Source organism: Rhizobium sp. BE258 (assembly GCF_031457345.1).
Taxonomy (GTDB): Bacteria; Pseudomonadota; Alphaproteobacteria; order Rhizobiales; family Rhizobiaceae; genus Rhizobium.
This window is the reverse complement of sequence record NZ_JAVDWL010000006.1, coordinates 119,505-137,613: the sequence shown is the minus strand read 5'-3', so window position 1 is coordinate 137,613 and position 18,109 is coordinate 119,505. Positions and strand designations below refer to the sequence as shown.

Sequence of the window (18,109 nt, the reverse complement as noted above, 5' to 3'; positions counted from 1 at the left end):
CGGCAGGCCTTTTCTGTGCCTGGGCTACAAAAGCAAAGAGCCCGGCGAAACCGGGCTCTTTCCGCACAGTAGCGTTCAAACCAATCAATGCCCGATGGACTTGTTGATCTCTTCGGTGACCTTCTTGGCATCGCCGAGCAGCATCATCGTGCCGTCCTTGTAGAACAGCGTGTTGTCGATGCCGGCATAGCCGGAGCCGAGCGAGCGCTTGACGAAGATGCAGGTCTTGGCCTTGTCGACGTCGAGGATCGGCATGCCGTAGATCGGCGAGGTCTTGTCGTCGCGCGCCGCCGGGTTGGTGACGTCGTTGGCGCCGATGACATAGGCAACGTCGGCCTGGGCGAATTCCGAATTGATGTCCTCGAGCTCGAAGACCTCGTCATAGGGAACATTGGCTTCGGCAAGCAGCACGTTCATATGGCCGGGCATGCGGCCCGCGACCGGATGGATCGCGTACTTGACCTCGACACCAGCCTTCTTGAGATTGTCGGCCAGTTCGCGCAGCGCATGCTGGGCCTGTGCCACCGCCATGCCGTAGCCCGGCACGATGATCACCTTCGAGGCATTGGCCATCAGATAGGCCGCGTCCTCGGCTGAGCCGAGCTTGACCGTCTTGTCGGAATTGTCGGCCGCACCGCCCGATGTCTCGCCGCCGAAGCCGCCGAGAATGACCGAGATGAAGGAGCGGTTCATGCCCTTGCACATGATGTAGGAGAGGATCGCACCCGACGAGCCGACCAGCGCGCCGGTGATGATCAGCGCCAGATTGCCGAGCGTGAAGCCGATGCCGGCAGCCGCCCAGCCCGAATAGGAATTGAGCATCGAGACGACGACGGGCATGTCGGCGCCGCCGATCGGCACGATCAGCAGCACGCCGAGCGCCAGCGCCAGCACGATGATCGCCCAGAAATCGAAATGGCTTTCGGTGACCGCGAGACCGATGATGAAGAAGACGATCAGCACCAGCAGCGCGGCGTTGATGACGTGGCGGAACGGCAGCATGATCGGTTTGCCCGACATCCGCCCGTCGAGTTTCAGGAAGGCGATGATCGAGCCGGTGAAGGTCAGCGCGCCAATCGCCGCGCCGATCGCCATCTCGACACGCGCTTCGGTATGGATCGAGCCGATATCGCCGATGCCGAAGGAGAGCGGCGTATAGAGTGCCGATGCTGCAACCAGCACGGCGGCAAGGCCGACCAGCGAGTGGAAGCCTGCAACCAGCTGCGGCATCGAGGTCATCGGAATGACGCGGGCGATATAAGCACCTGCGCCCCCGCCGATCGCCAGACCGAGCACGATCAGGACGAAGCCGATGAAGGACGGTGTGGCCAGCACCAGCGTCGTGAGGATGGCGATCCCCATGCCGATCATGCCGTAGAGATTGCCCTTGCGGCTGGTGGCCGGATGGGAAAGACCGCGGAGCGCCAGGATGAACAGCACGCCGGAGACGAGGTAGAGGAAAGCTGCGATATTGGTCATGCGTCCGGCCTCACTTGTCCTTCTTGCGGTACATCGCCAGCATGCGCTGCGTGACGAGGAAGCCGCCGAAGATATTGACCGAGACGAGAACCAGCGCGACAAAGCCGAAACCGGTTGCCAGACCGCTGGCCGAGATGCCGACCGCGAGCAGTGCGCCGACGACGATGACCGAGGAGATGGCGTTGGTCACCGCCATCAGCGGCGTGTGCAGCGCCGGCGTCACCGACCAGACGACGTAGTAGCCGACGAAGATCGCCAGCACGAAGATCGCCAGCTGGAAGACGAAGGGATCGATCGCCCCGCCTGTCGCAGCACTGGCGACCTCAGGGGCGTGCGCCGCAGCCGTTGCCACGGCCGTGACGGCCTGGTCGAGCTGCTCGAGGGCCTTGTCCATTGCTTCGCTGGCCATCAGTTATCCCCCTTCTTGGCGCCGCCGAATGCCGGATGCACGACATCGCCGGCATAAGTCAGCATCGTCGCCTTGATCAGCTCGTCGTCGAGATTGATGACCACCGTCTTCGTGTCCTTGTTGACCATGGTCTCCAGGAACGTCAGGAGGTTCTTGGCATAGAGCGCAGAGGCGCTGGACGCGACACGGCCTGCCATGTTGGCATAGCCGATGACCTTGACGCCTTCGACCTCGGCCACCTGATCGGCCAAAGCACCCTCGATATTGCCGCCGCGTTCGATCGCGAGATCGACGGCGATGGCGCCGGGCTTCATCGCCTTCAGCATCTCGCGCGTCACGAGGCGCGGTGCCGGACGGCCGGGGATCAGCGCCGTGGTGATGACGATGTCCTGCTTGGCGATATGTTCGGCAACCAGTGCTGCCTGCTTCGCCTGGTATTCTTTCGACATTTCCTTGGCGTAACCGCCAGCCGTCTCAGCAGCCTTGAACTCGTCGTCCTCGACGGCGATGAACTTGGCGCCGAGCGAGGCGACCTGTTCCTTGGCGGCCGGGCGAACGTCGGTGGCCGAAACCGCGGCACCCAGACGGCGCGCCGTGGCGATCGCCTGCAGACCGGCAACACCGGCGCCCATGACGAAGACCTTGGCAGCCGGCACCGTGCCTGCGGCCGTCATCATCATCGGCATGGCGCGGTCATAGACCGCAGCTGCCTCGATGACAGCCTGATAACCGGCGAGATTGGCCTGGGAGGAAAGAACGTCCATCGACTGGGCGCGGGTGATGCGCGGCATCAGTTCCATGGCGAAGGCGGAAAGCCCGGCACTTGCCATGCCGGCAATCGCCTCGTCATGGCCGTAGGGATCCATGATGGCGATGACCACGGCACCGCTCTTGTATCCGGCAATCTCGGCCGCAGCCGGGCGGCGTACCTTCAGGACAACGTCGGCCGAAGCGGCATCGGCAGCCGTGCCGATCCTGGCACCGGCAACCTCGAATTCCCCGTCCGGGATACGTGACAGGCCACCCGCCCCCGCCTCGACGATCACGTCGAAGCCGAGGCCCTTCATCTTCTTGACGGTCTCGGGCGACGCCGATACGCGCGTCTCCAAGTCCGCCGCTTCACGCGCGACGAATACGATAGTGCCCAACTGCCCCCTCCTCCGGGTCAGCCAGACCGCCGCGGGTCTCCCCGCTTATGGCCAAGCGTCAGAAAATCTTTGGAAAATCGCCCCTCCCTGTCGCGATCAACGCAGCAGGACCAGACCGGCGACGAGAATGATAAGGAAAACCAGGATGCCGCCGAGCAGGCCGCCACCGGTGAAAAAACCAGCCGTCATACCGAGCAGCAGGGCGACGAGGAACATCGTGCCGTACTTTGCGGCAGCGATGAACGTATTGTAAGTGGCCTCATGTTCCTTGTAGTCCATCGGCGCGCCAACTTCGACGGGTCCGGTGTGATGTTCGGCCATGAATATCGTCTCCCTCAAATGCCCGGTCCGCACAGTGCGGCAGACCGCCTGAATGCCATGATCAGCAGCGCTTGCAGCGGATCAATCCCTGTTCAGGGCTTACACAAAGCTTCGGGAAAGCGCAATGCATGACAATGCCGCATGCAGTACGCGGAAACGGCTTTCTTGCGCCATAGCCTCAGAGCGGCAGATCGGTGCCAAGCTCGCCCTCGGGCACGAAGCGCGCCGTTGGGATGATGGTCAGCGCCGGCGGCCCGTGATCCGCGACCCGGCCGAACATCATGCGCTGCTCGCTGGCGCTCGACATGAAGAACGGATAGCGCGTCAGCAGCTTGCGTCCGACTTCGAGTACATTGGTTGCCATCAGCGTCAGGTCGAAGCCGTAGATATCGGCCATCCGCGACGCGACGACGGTATCGGCGTAGAAAACCCGCTTGTAGAAGGCAGCATGGGCCGGGCGCACATGCTGCAATACGCGGTCGGCGCGGAAATGCGCAGCCGCAACGATGTTCGGGCGCAGTGTCAGATAAGGCAGCCAGGGAAGCTCAGCGGCCGCTTCGGGGTCGGCCGCAAACCGGGCCGGATCGATCAGCGTCATTCCGGCATCGAGAAAGGCATCCATTTCGCCAGGAAAGATGCCGCCCGACTGCGACACGCGATGATCGGGCGTCACGTGATGAATGCGGATCGTGCTGACCAGTTCTTCATAATAATACAGCCCGAAAACATAGGCTTGACGGTCGAAATCGACGTCATCGATCAGCGTGGTGGCCGCGACCGGCAGCACTTCGCGCGCCTTATAGGCTCGGAAGCGCAGGCGCTCCACGTCTTCCATGTCCTCGGTGCTTTCAATGCGCCGGTACTCGACGTGGTCGAGTATTTCCATCAGCTTCCTGCTGAAATCGCTGGTCGTCGAAAAACCGTCTGCCATCGTGCTCACCGCTCGTTAACGGATCATTAAGCATACCGCCCGTTCTCGCGCAATGATTGCAGACAATGTTAATCACATTTGAATCGTTAAGGTTAACGGTCACCCGGAATACGGCCGCTATACCCCTGAATTCTGAGGGGAAATCAGGCGGCGCCGGTCTTGCGGCGGGACGCGGGGCGCAGATTCGCGGAAAGAATGCCGATGTTCTGCGATGGAACAGGCTGCGAGAAGACGTAGCCCTGGATCAGATCGGCGCTGCGCTGCTTGTTGAGGATGGCAAGCTGATCTGCCGTCTCGACACCCTCGACAACGATCTTCAAACCAAGCTCGCGCGCCAGATTGACCGTGCCACGCAGCAGCTTCAGCCTGCGGGTATCCTGCACGATGTTGCGCACGAAGGAACGGTCGATCTTGACGATATCGAGCGGCAGCGTGTCGAGATAACTGAGGCTGGAGAACCCGGTGCCGAAATCGTCGATGGCGATGGTGATGCCGCGCGAACGCAGTTCCGCAAGGATGGCGCGCACCGCCGCCGGCTCGTCGATCAGGCAGCTTTCGGTCACTTCCAGATGCAGGCGCGCGGGTGGCAGACCGGTTCGCGACAGCGCCTCGGAGACCAGCGATAGAATATCGTTGTCGCGCAGATCACGCGCCGAAAGATTGACGGAGACGGCGATATGCTCCGGCCAGGTCATGCAGTCGGCGCAGGCGCGCAGCAGGATGAAGCGGGTGATATCGGAGATGATGCCCATCTCCTCGGCAAGCCGGATGAACACATCGGGCGGGATCGAACCCCGTTCGGGATGCACCCAGCGCGCCAGCGCCTCGGCGCATTCGATCCGCGTTCCGTCGGTCTTGTACATCGGCTGGTAGACGGCGTTCAACGCGCCCGCCGTCACGGCATCGCGAAGATCGGCCTTCAGCTTCTGCTGCTCGACATAGCGGCCATCCATCTCGTGCTCGAAGCCTGCGATACCGCCACGTCCGCGCGACTTTCTCTCGAACAGCGCCAGATCGGCCTTGATGCTCCACTCATCCATTGCGAACGTGTTGCCTTCCAGCACCGCATAACCAGCGCTGAGCGAGATGAGGAAAGTCACCTCGTCGGCCTCGTAGTGCCCCTGGATTGCGGCGTGCACGCCCCGCATTTCGCCTTCGAGCGCGTCCCGGCTCTTGGCATGCGGGAAGAAGATCACAAACTGGTCGCCCATCAGGCGCCCGACGATCGCGCTTCCGGCCTTCTCCTTCACCCGCTCGGCAATGGCACAGAGCAGCTTGTCGCCGGTGATGTGGCCGCGCATGTCGTTGACATGCTTGAACTCGTCGATATCGATGACCATGAAGCCGAGCGGGCCTTTGCGGCGCGGATGGCGGCCAAGATAATCCTGCACGAGCTGGCCGAAATATTCGCGGTTCGGCAGGCCGCTCAGTGCATCGAAGCGGACCATGTGCAGGATCTTCTGCTCCGCCTTCACCCGGCTCGACACATCCTCGAAGATCAGCACTGCGCCGCCATCGACGCGCCGCTTGGCCGAGAACTCCAGCGACAAATCCTCGGGCAAGTGGATCAGCACCCGCGACATGCTGCCTTCCGCCACCTGCGACAGCTGGCGCAGAATGAGATCGGGTTGCGAGGAATCCATGAAACTGTAGCGGGCGCCATAGCGCAGCACCGCACCGAGATCCCGATCCTTCAGTCTGTCAGGGTCGCCGATCTTCAGGAGCTCACAGGCCTTGCGGTTGATCACCTGGATCCGGTTGCCGGGATCGACCATCACAAGGCCATGCGGCATGTTATTGAGCGCCGTGTCGAACCGGTCGGCAATCAGCGAGATCTGCCGGTGGGCGATGACATTCTCGTAGAGAAACTCGCGCACACCGTTTGCCATCGCCCGCGTCGTCAGGCCGAAAGGAATGAGAAAGGCCGACAGGATAGCGCGATAGAAATCCAGCGCCATCAGGCTGCAGACGATCATCGGCAGGCAGCAGGCAAGCGTTTGCAGGTCGATCGCCCGCTGAGAACCATAGTTGCGCCCGACCACCGATACCATCGACGCCATCGTCACAGCGATGCAGGCGAGTTCGGCGAAGGGCTCCTTGAGGATGAAAATGGCGTAGCCGCTGCCGATGCCGAGAATGGCGGCAGTCGAGGTCGCTCCGGCGACGTAGATCGTCTCCCAGCGCTCGATATCGGCGCGGGTCAGCAATTGCTTGTCCAGCTTGTCGAACTGGCGGAAGCTGAACATGCGTCCGGCGAAAATGATGAGAAATGCGAGCGCCAGCAGATAATAAAGCGGGGCATCGGCTTTTGCCGCCACTGCGGCGAAAGCGACAGCATGAACCACGACACCGGCCACAAGCGTCATGCGGTTCCCGAAGAGGGAACTCACGAACGACAGGTACACATCCTTCGGGACCCGGTTCGGGTTATGTGGCTTCATCCATATTTTCCCTGTGCGCGGGCACGATACTCAGAACCCTTTAAAATTTGATTGCATGAACCCTATGTATTTGGCTGGTTTTTCTAAAACTCCGGGGCGTATTTCAAAAACGGAGTGCGAATACACATCCGGGAGATGCATTATTCTTGACTTATATTAGGGCCAGCATCGGCCGCATACCGGCGAGCCCTCAGCGGCCACAACCATGGCGCCTACGACTAAACTCCTAGACGGGCCATTTCATCTTTCATTTTAGGGAACCCTCGTTTACACAAATTCCAACGAGGAGAACTTGCCGCAAAGGCAATACGGGGAGAAGAGATGGCGGCTCTGTTGAGTGTCAGCCGGCTGATCGATCGATTCAGCCAAGTCATCGGCAAGATTGCAGACTACATGGTGCTCTTCTGCTGCCTGATCAGCGCAGGCAATGCCATCGTCCGCTACACGTTCAATTACAGCTCGAATGGCTGGCTGGAGATCCAATGGTATCTCTTCGCCTATGTCGTCGTGCTCGGCGCCGCCCACACGCTGCGGAACAACGAGCATGTGCGCGTCGATCTAATCTACGGCTCGGTCTCGGATCGCGCGCGGCTCTGGATCGATATCATCGGCCTCATCGTCTTCCTGATCCCGGCCTGCATCTTCCTTTCCATTCTTTGCTGGCCCTATTTCATGCATTCGTTCCAACAGGGCGAAGTCTCCGCCAATGCGGGCGGCCTGATCCGCTGGCCGGTGAAGTTCATGCTGTTTGCCGGCTTCACGCTTCTCAGCCTTCAGGGCATTTCGGAGCTGATCAAGAGGATCGCGGCACTCGCCGGCAGTATCCAGATCGACACGAAATACGAAAAGCCGCTGCAGTAAGACATCCGGGGGAGAAAGCACGTGTTCGATTACGGTATCATTCCGCCCGCCATGTTCGTCGGCATGATCATTTTCATGCTTTATGGCTTTCCGGTCGCCTTCTCGCTGGCCGCTGTCGGCCTGTTTTTCGGCATCATCGGCATTATCACCGGCCATTTCAGCGAAGTGTTCCTGCAAGCCCTACCGTTGCGCTTCTTCGGCATCGTTTCCAATGACCTGCTGCTTGCCATCCCGTTCTTCACGCTGATGGGCGCCGTGCTCGAGCGATGCGGGCTGGCGGAAGACCTTCTCGAAGGCACCGGCAAGCTGTTCGGCGCCATCCCGGGCGGTCTTGCCTATGCCGTCATTCTGGTCGGCGCCGTGCTTGGCGCCATCACCGGCACGGTCGCGGCTTCCGTCATCACCATGGGCGTCATCTCGCTGCCGATCATGCTGCGCTACGGCTACAGCCCGCGGCTTGCGACCGGCGTCATCGCCGCCTCCGGCACGATCACCCAGGTCATTCCGCCCTCGCTGGTCCTCGTGGTCCTCGCCGACCAGCTCGGACGCTCGGTAGGCGACATGTATCTCGGCGCCATCGGGCCCTCGATCCTGCAGGTGGCGATCTTCGTCGGCTACATTCTGATCCTGTCGATCATCAACCCGAAGTCGATGCCGCCACTGCCGAAGGAGGTTCGCGGTGATTTCGACTGGAAGCTGCTCGCCACCGTTCTCTGGGGTATGATCCCGTCGATCGTCCTGATATTCCTGGTGCTCGGCACCATCTTCATGGGACTCGCCACCCCGACAGAAGCCGGCGCCCTCGGCGTCGTCGGCGCCATTGCGCTTGCCGCCCTGCACCGCCGGCTGACCTGGCCGCTGATCCGCGAGGCGATGACCTCGACCATGCACATCACCTCGATGGTGGTGATGATCCTGATCGGCTCGACATGCTTCAGCCTCGTCTTCCAGGGAATGGACGGTTCGCGCTGGATCGAGCACATGCTGTCGGGCATTCCGGGCGGTCCTGTCGGCTTCCTGATCTTCGTCAACATCTTCATCTTCATCCTCGCCTTCTTCCTCGATTTCTTCGAGATCGCCTTCATCGTCATCCCGATGCTGGCGCCGGTGGCCCACAGCCTCGGCATCGACCTGATCTGGTTCGGCGTCTTGATCTGCGTCAACATGCAAACGAGCTTCATGCACCCGCCGTTCGGCTTCGCGCTCTTCTATCTGCGCTCGATCGCCAGCAGGGACGTAAAGACCAAGGACATCTACATGGGCGCGATCCCCTGGGTCGGCATGCAGCTGATCCTGGTGGCGATCATTATCTTCTGGCCACAGTCGGTCACCTACTGGCTGGACAAGGGTCCGCAGGTCGACCCGAACACCATCAAGATCGAAGTGCCCGGCTTCGGCGGCCAGCTCGGCCTGCCACCGATGGGCGCTCCCGGTGGCGCATCGCCGCAAATTCCGGGCCTCACCCTGCCGCCATTGGGCACCCCCGGCCAACCGCCAGCAGTCCCTGCCCCGGCAGCACCGGCGCAGCCCGACCTCAGCCAGCCGCCTGTCATCAAGTAAGCAAACAAAAAGCCCCGGAGAAATCCGGGGCTTTCCTTATTTGTCTCGGCTGAAGGCTTACAGCTTGCCGGCGCGCTGCTGGATCATCATGAACGTGTCGAAAGTGTATTCCGAGAGCTGCATCCAGAGATAGGCATCACGCTTGAACGCGGCCTGATCCTCATAGATCTTCTTGAAATACTGGTTCTTCGACGACAGGTCCTTGTAGAGGTCCATCGACGCCTGGAAGCAGGCTTCCATGATTTCCTGGCTGAACGGACGCAGCGTCGCGCCTTCGGCGACGAGCTGTTTCAGCGAGCCCGGGTTCTTCATGTCGTACTTCGCCATCATGTTGGTGTTGGCGTAAGCGCAGGCATCGGTCAGTGCTGCCTGATAGTGCTTCGGCAGGCTGTTCCACTTTTCGAGGTTGAAGAAGGCGTGGACCGTCGGGCCACCTTCCCACCAACCCGGATAGTAGTAATATTTCGCCACTTTGTGCAGGCCGAGCTTCAGATCGTCATAGGGGCCGACGAATTCAGCCGCATCGATCGTGCCCTTTTCCAGCGCCGGATAGATGTCGCCGCCGCCGATCTGCTGCGGGATGACGCCGACCTTGGACATGACCTGACCGGCGATGCCGGCGATACGCATCTTGATGCCCTTGAGATCGTCGAGCGTGTTGATTTCCTTGCGGAACCAGCCACCCATCTGGGCACCGGTATTGCCGGCGGGCAGCGCGTAGATGCCCTGCGTCGCGTAGAATTCGTTCATCAGCGTGTTGCCGTTGCCTTCGTAATACCAGGCATTGGTCAGGCGGCCGTTGAGACCGAAGGGGATCGCCGTGCCGATAGCGTAGGTCGGATCCTTGCCGACGAAATAATAGGAGCAGGTGTGCGCCGCTTCGACCGTGCCGGAGCTGACAGCATCGGCCGCTTCGAGCGCCGGGACGATTTCGGCCGCGGCAAAGGTCTGGATCTGGAAGTTGCCGTCCGTTGCAGCGGCAACATGCTTGGCGACATCATCGGCACCGCCGAAGATCGTATCCAGGCTCTTCGGAAACGAAGAAGTCATGCGCCAGGAGATTTTCGGATTTTCCTGCGCGATCGCCGGTGCTGCCAATGCGCCAGCCGCGACGGCGCCTGCCCCCGTAGCACCCGCCTTCTTGATAAATGAACGACGATCCATCAAAAACCTCCCGTATAGATGGCAATGCGCGGCTAAACTCTTCCCTACCCGTCGCAATGGCGCCGAGCTAAGCATGCAGCCGTTCGCGTTTCAAGCTTTAGTCTATGAGACTTTGGCATCACGGCAGCAATGCGGCGCGACCGGCCTTTCCATCAAAATCAGCAGTTTAGCCTATTCTTCGCGGCCGATATCGGCCACTGCCCCAATTTGGCCAGCCACTGCGCCGAGAAGTTGACTTTGAAGCCGTTCTCGGCTCTCAAATAGACATCACCAAGAGATCTTCCGGACAGACCATGACCAAGCCGATCGTTGCCGTTCCCGCCGACATCCGAACTCTCGATGGCGCCGTCTGGCACGCCGCCCAGCATCAATATGTCCGCGCCGCACTGAACGCAGCCGGCGTGATGTCGCTGATCGTTCCGGCTTTCGAGAAGGGCTATGATATCGACGCCGTGCTCGACCGTGTCGATGGCGTGCTGGTTTCCGGCTCGGCGAGCAATGTCCACCCCTCGCTCTACGGCGCCGAGGCGAAAGAAAGCGACGGCCCGTTCGACCCGGCGCGCGATGCCACCAGCCTGCCGCTGATCCGCCGCGCCATCGACCGCGGCATCCCGCTGCTGGCCATCTGCCGCGGCATCCAGGAACTGAACGTCGCGCTCGGCGGCTCTCTCGCCGGCGAGATCCAGGAACAGCCGGGCATCTGGGATCACCGCAAGCCAGACGGCGTCGACCGTGACGGCATGTATGCGATCCGCCAGAGCGTCTTCGTCAAGGAAGGCTCCTGCATCGCCGGGATCATCGGTTCCGGCGAGGTTCAGGTAAACTCGCTGCACCGCCAAGCGATCGCCAAGACGGCGCCGCGGCTGCAGGTCGAGGCATTGGCCGAAGACGGCACGGTCGAAGCCGTCTCCGTCATCGATGCCAAGGCCTTCGCCGTCGGCGTTCAATGGCATCCGGAGTATTGGGCCGAAACCGACAAGCCCTCGAACCAGATCTTCGAAGCTTTCGGCGATGCGGTGCGCGACTATGTCGCCGCGCGGACCGCCTCAAAGGCAATCGCCTAGGATTTGACGGGCGTTTCCGGTACCGGCGTCAGCGGCGCCCCCTGCTGGAACCAACTGATCAGATTATCGGCTACCAGATCGGCCATGGCATTGCGCGTCGGCACCGAACCGGAGGCCAGATGCGGCAGCAGCACGGTGTTCGGCAGCGCGATCAGTCCGGCGGGCACATTCGGCTCGTCGTAGAAGACGTCGAGACCGGCTGCGCCGATCGTGCGGCTCTTCAGCGCCGAGAACAACGCCTCCTCATCCACACTCCAGCCGCGGCCGACATTGATGAAAATCCCGTCGGCCCCAAGCGCTGAAAGGATGTCGGCATCGATGATCTTGTGCGTCGAAGGCGTCTTCGGAACGATGGCGATCAGCGTGTCGACGGCAACCGCCAGCTCCTTCAGCGACGTGTAATAGTCGTAGGCGACATCAGGATTGCGCGTGCGTGTATGGTAGCTGATCTTGACTTTGAACGGCTCCAGCCGCGCGGCGATTTCCTGGCCGATGCGGCCAAGGCCGAACATGCCGACATGCCGGCCCTTTAGCGAAAAGCGCGACAGCGGATAGTTCACGCCGGGCTTCCAGTTGCCGTCGCGCAACCAGTTTTCGGCGCGCGGGAATTCGCGGGCGGTGTTGAGAAGCAGCGCCAGCGCCGTATCGGCGACTTCGTCGTTCAGCACGTCGGGCGTGTTGGTCACGACGATATTCTTCGACGCCGCATGTTTCACATCGACGCCATCATAACCGACACCGAAGCTCGAGATCACCTCGACCGCAGGCAGCCGGTCGATATCTTCAGCCTTGATCAAACCCGATACCGCCACGCCGCGAATGCGCGCCGCCGTCTCCGCATCGATCGCGAGCGCGCCATGCGCATCGCGTTCGGCGGTGACCAGCTCGAAATGCTCCCGCAGCCTGGCGGGAACGCGTTCGTGTATCTTCCCGGGAACGAGAATGGCGATGCGGGACATGGCTTTTCCTCTTGATTACGTGCGGGGTCTGTAGGGGCTGGTCGACTGGCGGATCCGCATCTCAGGCTTGATGAGATGGATGCCATCGGGTTCGTGACTGCCGGCAAGACGGTCAAGCAGCGCGCGCGCTGCAAGCCGTCCGACTTCGGCCTGGCCGTTCCAGACGGTGGTCAGCGCCGGCGTTGCAATTGATGCTTCCTCAAGATCGTCATAGCCGGTTACCGAGATATCGCCGCCGGGGACGAGTCCGGCGCGGGCGATACCGTTCATCAGGCCGATGGCGACGAGGTCGTTCCAGCAGACGGCAGCCGTCGGCTTCTGCGGCAGCGACAGGAAGTGAACGGCAGCTTCGAAACCGCCCTGCTTCGAACGCGGGCCCGGAATGCGAAGGTTCGGATCGACCTCGATCCCTGCCTTGCGCAGCGCATTGACATAGCCCTGGTAGCGGTCGCGGCCGGTCGAGGTCTGGTCCGTACCGCCGATCATCGCGATCGAGCGGTGGCCGAGGCCGATCAGATGGTTGGTGGCAAGCGAGATGCCGTAGCTGTCGTCGCCGCGATAGGTCGGCAGATCCATCACGTCCATCGAACGGGCGACGAGGATCGCCGGCATGCCGTTGTCTTCGGTCAGCTGCAGGTCTTCGGGCGGCGTGCCGATCGCCGGCGACATGATGACGCCATCGCCGCCGAGTTGCAGCAGCGTCTCGATGAAGGTTCGCTGCTTCTCGACCGAGTCATAGTGATTGGAGAGAATGAAGGTGTGGCGGCTGCGGTCGAGCTCGCTTTCGATCGCCTTCAGGATTTCCCCGTAGAACGGGTTCATGATGTCGTGGACGACGACACCGATGATGCCCGATCGCGAGGTGCGGAGACTGGCGGCACGGCGGTTATAGATATAGCCGAGCGCTCTCGCCTGTTCCTTGATCTTGTCCCGGGTGCTGCCCGCAACGAGCGGGCTATCGCGTAAGGCGAGAGAGACGGTTGCCGTTGAAATACCGAGTGTCTCGGCAATCGTCGAAAGCTTGATCTTCTGAGCCACGCATCCTCCCCAGGCAACGCGCTAGATATGGAGCGCTTGTGCGAACGGGTAGGCGCGCCCCTTAAAATATTTAATTAAAAGATTAAACGCAGGGAGGCAAACCTAAATTTCAATGGATCTCAGTTTTCGTCCGGCTCTTCGAAATGCGCAGCTTCAGCCTGTAGATTGTTGTCGATCGCCTTCAGCAAGCGCACGAGGTTGCGGATCTCCTTGTCGGAAAAGGCCTGCGTCGCCATTCCATCGCAGCGCGATGCCGCCGTCTCGATCGACTGCACGCTGCCGCGGCCGAGCTCCGTCAGATAGACCTTGGTCAGACGCGCGTCCTCGGCATCCGGCTTGCGCTCGACGAAACCCTGCGCCTCCATGCGCCCGATCGTCCGCGTCATCGTCGGCGCCTTGACGCCGAGGCGCTGGGCAAGCCCGCCGGCGGTCATGCCATCCGTTTCCGAAAGCGAAAGAATGACGCCGTCCTGCCCGGCATAGAGGCCGCTCTCCAGCAGATTGCGGGACAGCACGGTGCGCATCGAGCGCGCCGCCTGCGTCAGGGCTGGCGAGAGATCGGCAAGCGTATATTCGGTCTGGTCCTTCTTCTTGGACTTGTTTTTCTTACCGTCTTTGTGCTTCTTGCCCATCGCCATCCCTTTGATCTTCTGCATTATGACATTGCGCAGCTTCACGTCATAAACAAGGGGCATTGAAACCGCATGACAGTCCCCTCTCTAAACTTCGCGGAAAACGATCCGTCGCTCACGCCTGACGAAAGAAAGGGCTGGATTGCCGTGCTGCCGCTTGGCGCCTATGAGCAGCATGGCCCGCATCTGCCTTTCGACACAGATACGCTGATCGCCGAAGGCATTGTCGAGCGCCTGAAAGCGGCGCTGCCGGCGGGCTTGCCCGTGACCTTTCTTCCGGCCGAGCCGATCGGCTATTCGATCGAGCATATGGATGTCGAGGGCACGAAGACGCTGACCTATGGCGAGGCTATCCATCGCTGGCTGGGCATATCGGGGATGCTGCATGATCTCGGCATCCGCAAGCTGGTTCTGCTGAATGCTCATGGCGGCAACTCGCCGCTGACGGCAATCGTTTCGACTGAGGCCCGCATCCATTTCAACATGCTCGCGGTGGCAACCAGCTGGACACGCTTCGGCGTGCCCGAGGGCGTGATTGCGCCGGAGGCGAAGGCGATCGACATTCATGGCGGCGATATCGAGACATCGGTGATGCTGGCTCTGCACCCAGGCAAGGTGAAGATGCAGAAAGCGGCGGATTTCCCGTCGCGCCAGAGCGAATTCGCGCGCCGCTTCAAGCACCTGCGCGCCTATGGTCCGCATGCTTTCGGCTGGAAGATGTCCGATCTCGGTACCGCAGGCGTGGCGGGCAATGCTTCGGCTGCGACGGCAGAAAAAGGCGAGGCGCTGATCGCCCATTCCGTCGAAGGCCTGATTGATCTGCTGCAGGATATCGATGCCTTCGACGCATCCGAACTCCGCTAAGGCGCTAGAGCGGCAGAATGTGATCTTATAACATTATAAAACCCTTTGAACTGCCGCTCCCAAATCCTTATATGAAACCGACCGTTTTTAGCCCCTGCGGCCGCACGCCCATTTCTTCGAGGTTCTCATGACCGACGCAATCTCCACCCAGCAGAAGCCCATTCCCGTCACCGTGCTCACCGGTTATCTCGGTGCCGGCAAGACGACGCTGCTGAACCGCATCCTGTCCGAAAATCACGGCAAGAAATATGCTGTCATCGTCAACGAATTCGGCGAGATCGGCATCGACAACGACCTCATCGTCGAATCCGACGAAGAGATCTACGAGATGAACAACGGCTGTGTCTGTTGCACGGTGCGCGGTGACCTGATCCGCGTCGTCGAAGGCCTGATGCGCCGTCCCGGCCGCTTCGACGGCATCATCGTCGAAACGACGGGCCTTGCTGATCCGGTTCCGGTCGCCCAGACCTTCTTCATGGATGACGACGTCCGCGCCAAGACCGAACTCGACGCCGTCGTCGCTCTCGTCGATGCCAAGCATCTGCCTCTGCGCCTGAAGGACAGCCGCGAAGCAGAAGACCAGATTGCTTTCGCCGACGTCGTGCTCATCAACAAGACCGACCTCGTGACCGCCGAAGAACTGGCGCAGATCGAGGATATCGTTCGCGCTATCAACCCGTCGGCCCGCGTCTATAAGACCAACCGCTCCGGCGTCGATCTCGCCCGCGTGCTCGATCAGGGCGCCTTCAATCTCGAACGTGCGCTGGAAAACGACCCGCATTTCCTCGAGCATGGCCATGACGACCACGTCTGCGGCCCGGACTGCGATCACGATCACCATCATCACGCGCATGGTCATGACCATGACCACGATCATCACCACCACGATCACGGACACGACCATCATCACCATGACGCCGTATCGCCGATCCATGACGTGACGGTGCAGTCGGTGTCGCTGCGCGGCGGCGAAATGATTGCCGAGCGCTTCTTCCCCTGGATCCAGAAGATCACCCAGACGCAGGGCCCGAATATCCTGCGCTTGAAGGGCATCATCGCCTTCAAGGACGATGCCGAGCGCTATGTCGTTCAGGGCGTCCACATGATCGTCGAAGGTGATCACCAGCGTCCGTGGAAGGACGGCGAGAAGCACGAGACCCGTCTCGTCTTCATCGGCCGTGAACTCGACCGCGAAAAGCTCGAAGCCTCCTTCAAGGCATGCGAGGCCGCGGCCTGATGCCAACAGTTGCTCCGCTTGATCTCGACGGCCACATCCTGGGCGTCGAATTTTTAGGTGACACCCCGTTCTTCGCCAATGCCAATGGCACGTTCCACCGGCTGGATGGCGCCGAGAAGGTTTCCGAAGCCCACCAGGGCATGCTCACCTGCATCCGCGACCCCTATAGCGAAAGCCTGATTTCAGGCGGCGAAGACGGCAAGGTGCTGCGCATCGGCGCCGATGCCTCCGTGACCGAAATTGCCAGCGCGCCGCGCAAGTGGATCTCGCAGCTTGCCGCCGGCCCGCAGGGCGCCATTGCCTATTCCTATGGCAGGAGCGCCTTCGTGCGCCTCGCCAATGGTGAGACCAAGGAATTCACCGAAGAGCGCACCGTCGAAGGCCTGGCCTTCGCGCCGAAAGGCCTGCGCATTGCCGCTGCCCGCTATAACGGCGTGTCGCTGCACTGGGTTTCGACGACAGCCAAGCCTGTCGATCTGGAATGGAAGGGCGCCCATACAGGCGTCACCTTCTCGCCCGATGGCAACTTCCTCGTCACCTCGATGCAGGAAAACGCCCTGCACGGCTGGAAGCTGGATATCAAGCCCGGCACCGAGGCCCGACACATGCGCATGACCGGCTATCCGGCCAAGGTGAAGTCGCTCTCCTGGTCGGCCAAGGGCAAGTGGCTTGCCTCGTCTGGTGCCCCTGCCGCCATTGTCTGGCCGTTCCAGGGCAAGGACGGCCCGATGGGGAAATCGCCGCTGGAACTCGGCACCCGCGCCAACATCATGGCGACTGCGGTCAAGTTTCACCCGGCCGAGGATATCCTGGCGATCGGCTTCATCGACGGCATGATCCTTGCCGTTCGTCTTGCCGACAACAAGGAAGCCCTGATCCGACGCCCCGGCAAGGGTGCCATCACCGCCATGAGCTGGAGCAAGAACGGCAAGCTGCTGGCCTTCGCCTCCGAAGCCGGCGATTGCGGCCTGGTCGACATCTCGGCCTGAGTTGATGGCGGCATCGGCCGCCTTCATGACGTCTTTGCCGTCTCGATGATATCCGCCAGCAGATCATGCAGCGCGTCACGATAACCGTTGCGCGCTGACGGGCCGCTTTCCGCGGAAGTCATGGCCACCGTCAGGTTTAGCGATGGAACGATGTAAAGCATCTGGCCACCATAGCCCCAGGCGAAATGTACCGTCTCGCCGCCGATCTGCCGCTCGAACCAGCCATAGCCATAACCGTCACCGGAGAAGCGCGAATTGGTGCGGTTCTGCCACGACTGGGCAATCCACTCCGCGGGTACGACCTGCACACCGCCGGCCGCCTTGCCGCTATTGCGGTACAGCTCGCCGAAAGCCAGCAGCGATCGCGCACTCATCGCCATCTGGTTTCCGCCGAGATAGATGCCCTGCGGATCGCGCTCCCATGCGCCGATGCGGAAACCTTGAACGGGCTCCAGCCATTCACGCGCCAAGGCCAAAGTCGACTTGCCGCCAACTTTCGTGAGGATCGCCGAAAGCAGATGCGTTGACGCCGTCGAGTAGAGCATCTGGCCGCCCGGCTTGTCATCGAAAGGCTGGGCGAGCGCGAATCGGACCCAGTTTCGGCTGGAGACCCACCGCCCATAGTTCGCCCCCGACATGCGCCCAAGCCCTGCTTGCATCGAGAGCAGATTGCCGATGGTGATGTCCTTGAGCCGCGGATCGGGATTATCAGGGAGATCGGCCTTAAGGATCGGCGCGATCTTCTGATCGGGTCCTTCCAGCAGGCCCTTCGAAATGGCGATACCCACTAGAGCCGAGATGATCGACTTCGAAGCCGACTTGATATTTGCGGACTCGGAGGTCGTGTGGCCACGATAGCCCTGCTCGGCAACGATCTCACCATTTCTGGCAATCACGACCGTCTTCAACGGCACCAGTTCCTGACGGCGACCGAGACTATCGAGCAGTCCCGCGAGCGGCTTGTCCTCCGCTAAAGCGGCAAGCGGCATGGCGATGACAATGAGGGCGGCGG

General features: G+C 61.2%; 17 protein-coding genes. 6 read left to right on the top strand and 11 right to left on the bottom strand.

The window, feature by feature from the left end; genetic code table 11:
* Nucleotides 1-84: 84 nt before the first annotated feature.
* The 6 genes from J2X43_RS21250 to J2X43_RS21225 all read right to left on the bottom strand — a co-directional run bounded on the left by J2X43_RS21250 (nucleotide 85) and on the right by J2X43_RS21225 (nucleotide 6,729).
* Entirely contained in the window at nucleotides 85-1,479 is a 1,395-nt protein-coding gene (locus J2X43_RS21250) for an NAD(P)(+) transhydrogenase (Re/Si-specific) subunit beta (RefSeq protein WP_310296923.1), read from the bottom strand.
* Between the two features lie 10 nt (nucleotides 1,480-1,489).
* The gene (locus tag J2X43_RS21245) at nucleotides 1,490-1,888 is read right to left on the bottom strand and encodes a proton-translocating transhydrogenase family protein (protein WP_112385583.1); all 399 of its coding nucleotides are present in this window, start codon (nucleotides 1,886-1,888) and stop codon (nucleotides 1,490-1,492) included.
* Nucleotides 1,888-3,036 (bottom strand): Re/Si-specific NAD(P)(+) transhydrogenase subunit alpha, encoded by a 1,149-nt coding sequence (locus J2X43_RS21240; protein WP_310296920.1) that lies wholly within the window; start codon nucleotides 3,034-3,036, stop codon nucleotides 1,888-1,890. The genes J2X43_RS21245 and J2X43_RS21240 overlap by 1 nt, the downstream gene beginning before the upstream one ends.
* Nucleotides 3,037-3,132: 96 nt before the next feature.
* Nucleotides 3,133-3,357: an aa3-type cytochrome c oxidase subunit IV gene (locus J2X43_RS21235; protein WP_112385585.1), complete on the bottom strand. Its 225-nt coding sequence runs from the start codon at nucleotides 3,355-3,357 to the stop codon at nucleotides 3,133-3,135.
* A 178-nt stretch (nucleotides 3,358-3,535) separates the two neighbouring features.
* Complete coding sequence (locus tag J2X43_RS21230) at nucleotides 3,536-4,288, bottom strand: N-acyl amino acid synthase FeeM domain-containing protein (protein ID WP_310296916.1); 753 nt, start codon at nucleotides 4,286-4,288, stop codon at nucleotides 3,536-3,538.
* Nucleotides 4,289-4,431: 143 nt separating this feature from the next.
* Entirely contained in the window at nucleotides 4,432-6,729 is a 2,298-nt protein-coding gene (locus J2X43_RS21225) for an EAL domain-containing protein (RefSeq protein WP_310296913.1), read from the bottom strand.
* 321 nt (nucleotides 6,730-7,050) lie between these two features.
* Between J2X43_RS21225 and J2X43_RS21220 the strand changes: the two genes are divergently transcribed.
* Together J2X43_RS21220 and J2X43_RS21215 are read left to right on the top strand one after the other, a co-directional pair.
* Nucleotides 7,051-7,590 (top strand): TRAP transporter small permease subunit, encoded by a 540-nt coding sequence (locus J2X43_RS21220; RefSeq protein WP_112385588.1) that lies wholly within the window; start codon nucleotides 7,051-7,053, stop codon nucleotides 7,588-7,590.
* Between the two features lie 21 nt (nucleotides 7,591-7,611).
* Nucleotides 7,612-9,150: a TRAP transporter large permease subunit gene (locus J2X43_RS21215; RefSeq protein ID WP_310296910.1), complete on the top strand. Its 1,539-nt coding sequence runs from the start codon at nucleotides 7,612-7,614 to the stop codon at nucleotides 9,148-9,150.
* Between the two features lie 57 nt (nucleotides 9,151-9,207).
* On the opposite strand, the gene J2X43_RS21210 is transcribed toward J2X43_RS21215, so the two are convergent.
* Complete coding sequence (locus tag J2X43_RS21210; protein ID WP_112385590.1) at nucleotides 9,208-10,314, bottom strand: TRAP transporter substrate-binding protein; 1,107 nt, start codon at nucleotides 10,312-10,314, stop codon at nucleotides 9,208-9,210.
* Nucleotides 10,315-10,607: 293 nt separating this feature from the next.
* On the opposite strand from J2X43_RS21210, the gene J2X43_RS21205 reads away from it, so the two are divergent.
* Nucleotides 10,608-11,378, top strand: coding sequence for a gamma-glutamyl-gamma-aminobutyrate hydrolase family protein (locus J2X43_RS21205; protein ID WP_112538061.1), 771 nt, complete (start codon nucleotides 10,608-10,610; stop codon nucleotides 11,376-11,378).
* Here J2X43_RS21205 and J2X43_RS21200 read toward each other — a convergent pair.
* The 3 genes from J2X43_RS21200 to J2X43_RS21190 all read right to left on the bottom strand — a co-directional run bounded on the left by J2X43_RS21200 (nucleotide 11,375) and on the right by J2X43_RS21190 (nucleotide 14,007).
* Nucleotides 11,375-12,337 (bottom strand): 2-hydroxyacid dehydrogenase, encoded by a 963-nt coding sequence (locus tag J2X43_RS21200; RefSeq protein WP_310296906.1) that lies wholly within the window; start codon nucleotides 12,335-12,337, stop codon nucleotides 11,375-11,377. The two genes, J2X43_RS21205 and J2X43_RS21200, sit on opposite strands and share 4 nt — an antisense overlap.
* A 15-nt stretch (nucleotides 12,338-12,352) precedes the next feature.
* Nucleotides 12,353-13,375 carry a LacI family DNA-binding transcriptional regulator gene (locus tag J2X43_RS21195; protein ID WP_112385593.1) on the bottom strand — a complete coding sequence of 341 codons (1,023 nt, stop codon included), beginning with the start codon at nucleotides 13,373-13,375 and terminating at the stop codon, nucleotides 12,353-12,355.
* A 119-nt stretch (nucleotides 13,376-13,494) separates the two neighbouring features.
* Entirely contained in the window at nucleotides 13,495-14,007 is a 513-nt protein-coding gene (locus tag J2X43_RS21190) for a MarR family transcriptional regulator (protein ID WP_310297528.1), read from the bottom strand.
* A gap of 72 nt (nucleotides 14,008-14,079) precedes the next feature.
* Between J2X43_RS21190 and J2X43_RS21185 the strand changes: the two genes are divergently transcribed.
* The 3 genes from J2X43_RS21185 to J2X43_RS21175 all read left to right on the top strand — a co-directional run bounded on the left by J2X43_RS21185 (nucleotide 14,080) and on the right by J2X43_RS21175 (nucleotide 17,097).
* The gene (locus J2X43_RS21185; protein WP_310296903.1) at nucleotides 14,080-14,871 is read left to right on the top strand and encodes a creatininase family protein; all 792 of its coding nucleotides are present in this window, start codon (nucleotides 14,080-14,082) and stop codon (nucleotides 14,869-14,871) included.
* Nucleotides 14,872-14,998: 127 nt separating this feature from the next.
* Nucleotides 14,999-16,108 (top strand): GTP-binding protein, encoded by a 1,110-nt coding sequence (locus tag J2X43_RS21180; protein ID WP_310296900.1) that lies wholly within the window; start codon nucleotides 14,999-15,001, stop codon nucleotides 16,106-16,108.
* Nucleotides 16,108-17,097 carry a WD40 repeat domain-containing protein gene (locus J2X43_RS21175; RefSeq protein WP_310296896.1) on the top strand — a complete coding sequence of 330 codons (990 nt, stop codon included), beginning with the start codon at nucleotides 16,108-16,110 and terminating at the stop codon, nucleotides 17,095-17,097. The genes J2X43_RS21180 and J2X43_RS21175 overlap by 1 nt, the downstream gene beginning before the upstream one ends.
* Before the next feature lie 23 nt (nucleotides 17,098-17,120).
* Here J2X43_RS21175 and J2X43_RS21170 read toward each other — a convergent pair whose 3' ends face one another.
* Nucleotides 17,121-18,086 (bottom strand): serine hydrolase domain-containing protein, encoded by a 966-nt coding sequence (locus J2X43_RS21170; protein WP_405049634.1) that lies wholly within the window; start codon nucleotides 18,084-18,086, stop codon nucleotides 17,121-17,123.
* Between the last annotated feature and the right edge of the window lie 23 nt (nucleotides 18,087-18,109).

What these genes read in the sequence shown, in the direction of transcription:
- J2X43_RS21245 (WP_112385583.1), bottom strand. Translation starts at nt 1,888, where the DNA reads ATGGCCAGCGAAGCAATGGACAAGGCCCTCGAGCAGCTCGACCAGGCC.
- J2X43_RS21225 (WP_310296913.1), bottom strand. Translation starts at nt 6,729, where the DNA reads ATGAAGCCACATAACCCGAACCGGGTCCCGAAGGATGTGTACCTGTCG.
- J2X43_RS21210 (WP_112385590.1), bottom strand. Translation starts at nt 10,314, where the DNA reads ATGGATCGTCGTTCATTTATCAAGAAGGCGGGTGCTACGGGGGCAGGC.
- J2X43_RS21250 (WP_310296923.1), bottom strand. Translation starts at nt 1,479, where the DNA reads ATGACCAATATCGCAGCTTTCCTCTACCTCGTCTCCGGCGTGCTGTTC.
- J2X43_RS21220 (WP_112385588.1), top strand. Translation starts at nt 7,051, where the DNA reads ATGGCGGCTCTGTTGAGTGTCAGCCGGCTGATCGATCGATTCAGCCAA.
- J2X43_RS21200 (WP_310296906.1), bottom strand. Translation starts at nt 12,337, where the DNA reads ATGTCCCGCATCGCCATTCTCGTTCCCGGGAAGATACACGAACGCGTT.
- J2X43_RS21235 (WP_112385585.1), bottom strand. Translation starts at nt 3,357, where the DNA reads ATGGCCGAACATCACACCGGACCCGTCGAAGTTGGCGCGCCGATGGAC.
- J2X43_RS21205 (WP_112538061.1), top strand. Translation starts at nt 10,608, where the DNA reads ATGACCAAGCCGATCGTTGCCGTTCCCGCCGACATCCGAACTCTCGAT.
- J2X43_RS21175 (WP_310296896.1), top strand. Translation starts at nt 16,108, where the DNA reads ATGCCAACAGTTGCTCCGCTTGATCTCGACGGCCACATCCTGGGCGTC.
- J2X43_RS21185 (WP_310296903.1), top strand. Translation starts at nt 14,080, where the DNA reads ATGACAGTCCCCTCTCTAAACTTCGCGGAAAACGATCCGTCGCTCACG.
- J2X43_RS21170 (WP_405049634.1), bottom strand. Translation starts at nt 18,086, where the DNA reads ATGCCGCTTGCCGCTTTAGCGGAGGACAAGCCGCTCGCGGGACTGCTC.
- J2X43_RS21230 (WP_310296916.1), bottom strand. Translation starts at nt 4,288, where the DNA reads ATGGCAGACGGTTTTTCGACGACCAGCGATTTCAGCAGGAAGCTGATG.
- J2X43_RS21180 (WP_310296900.1), top strand. Translation starts at nt 14,999, where the DNA reads ATGACCGACGCAATCTCCACCCAGCAGAAGCCCATTCCCGTCACCGTG.
- J2X43_RS21190 (WP_310297528.1), bottom strand. Translation starts at nt 14,007, where the DNA reads ATGGGCAAGAAGCACAAAGACGGTAAGAAAAACAAGTCCAAGAAGAAG.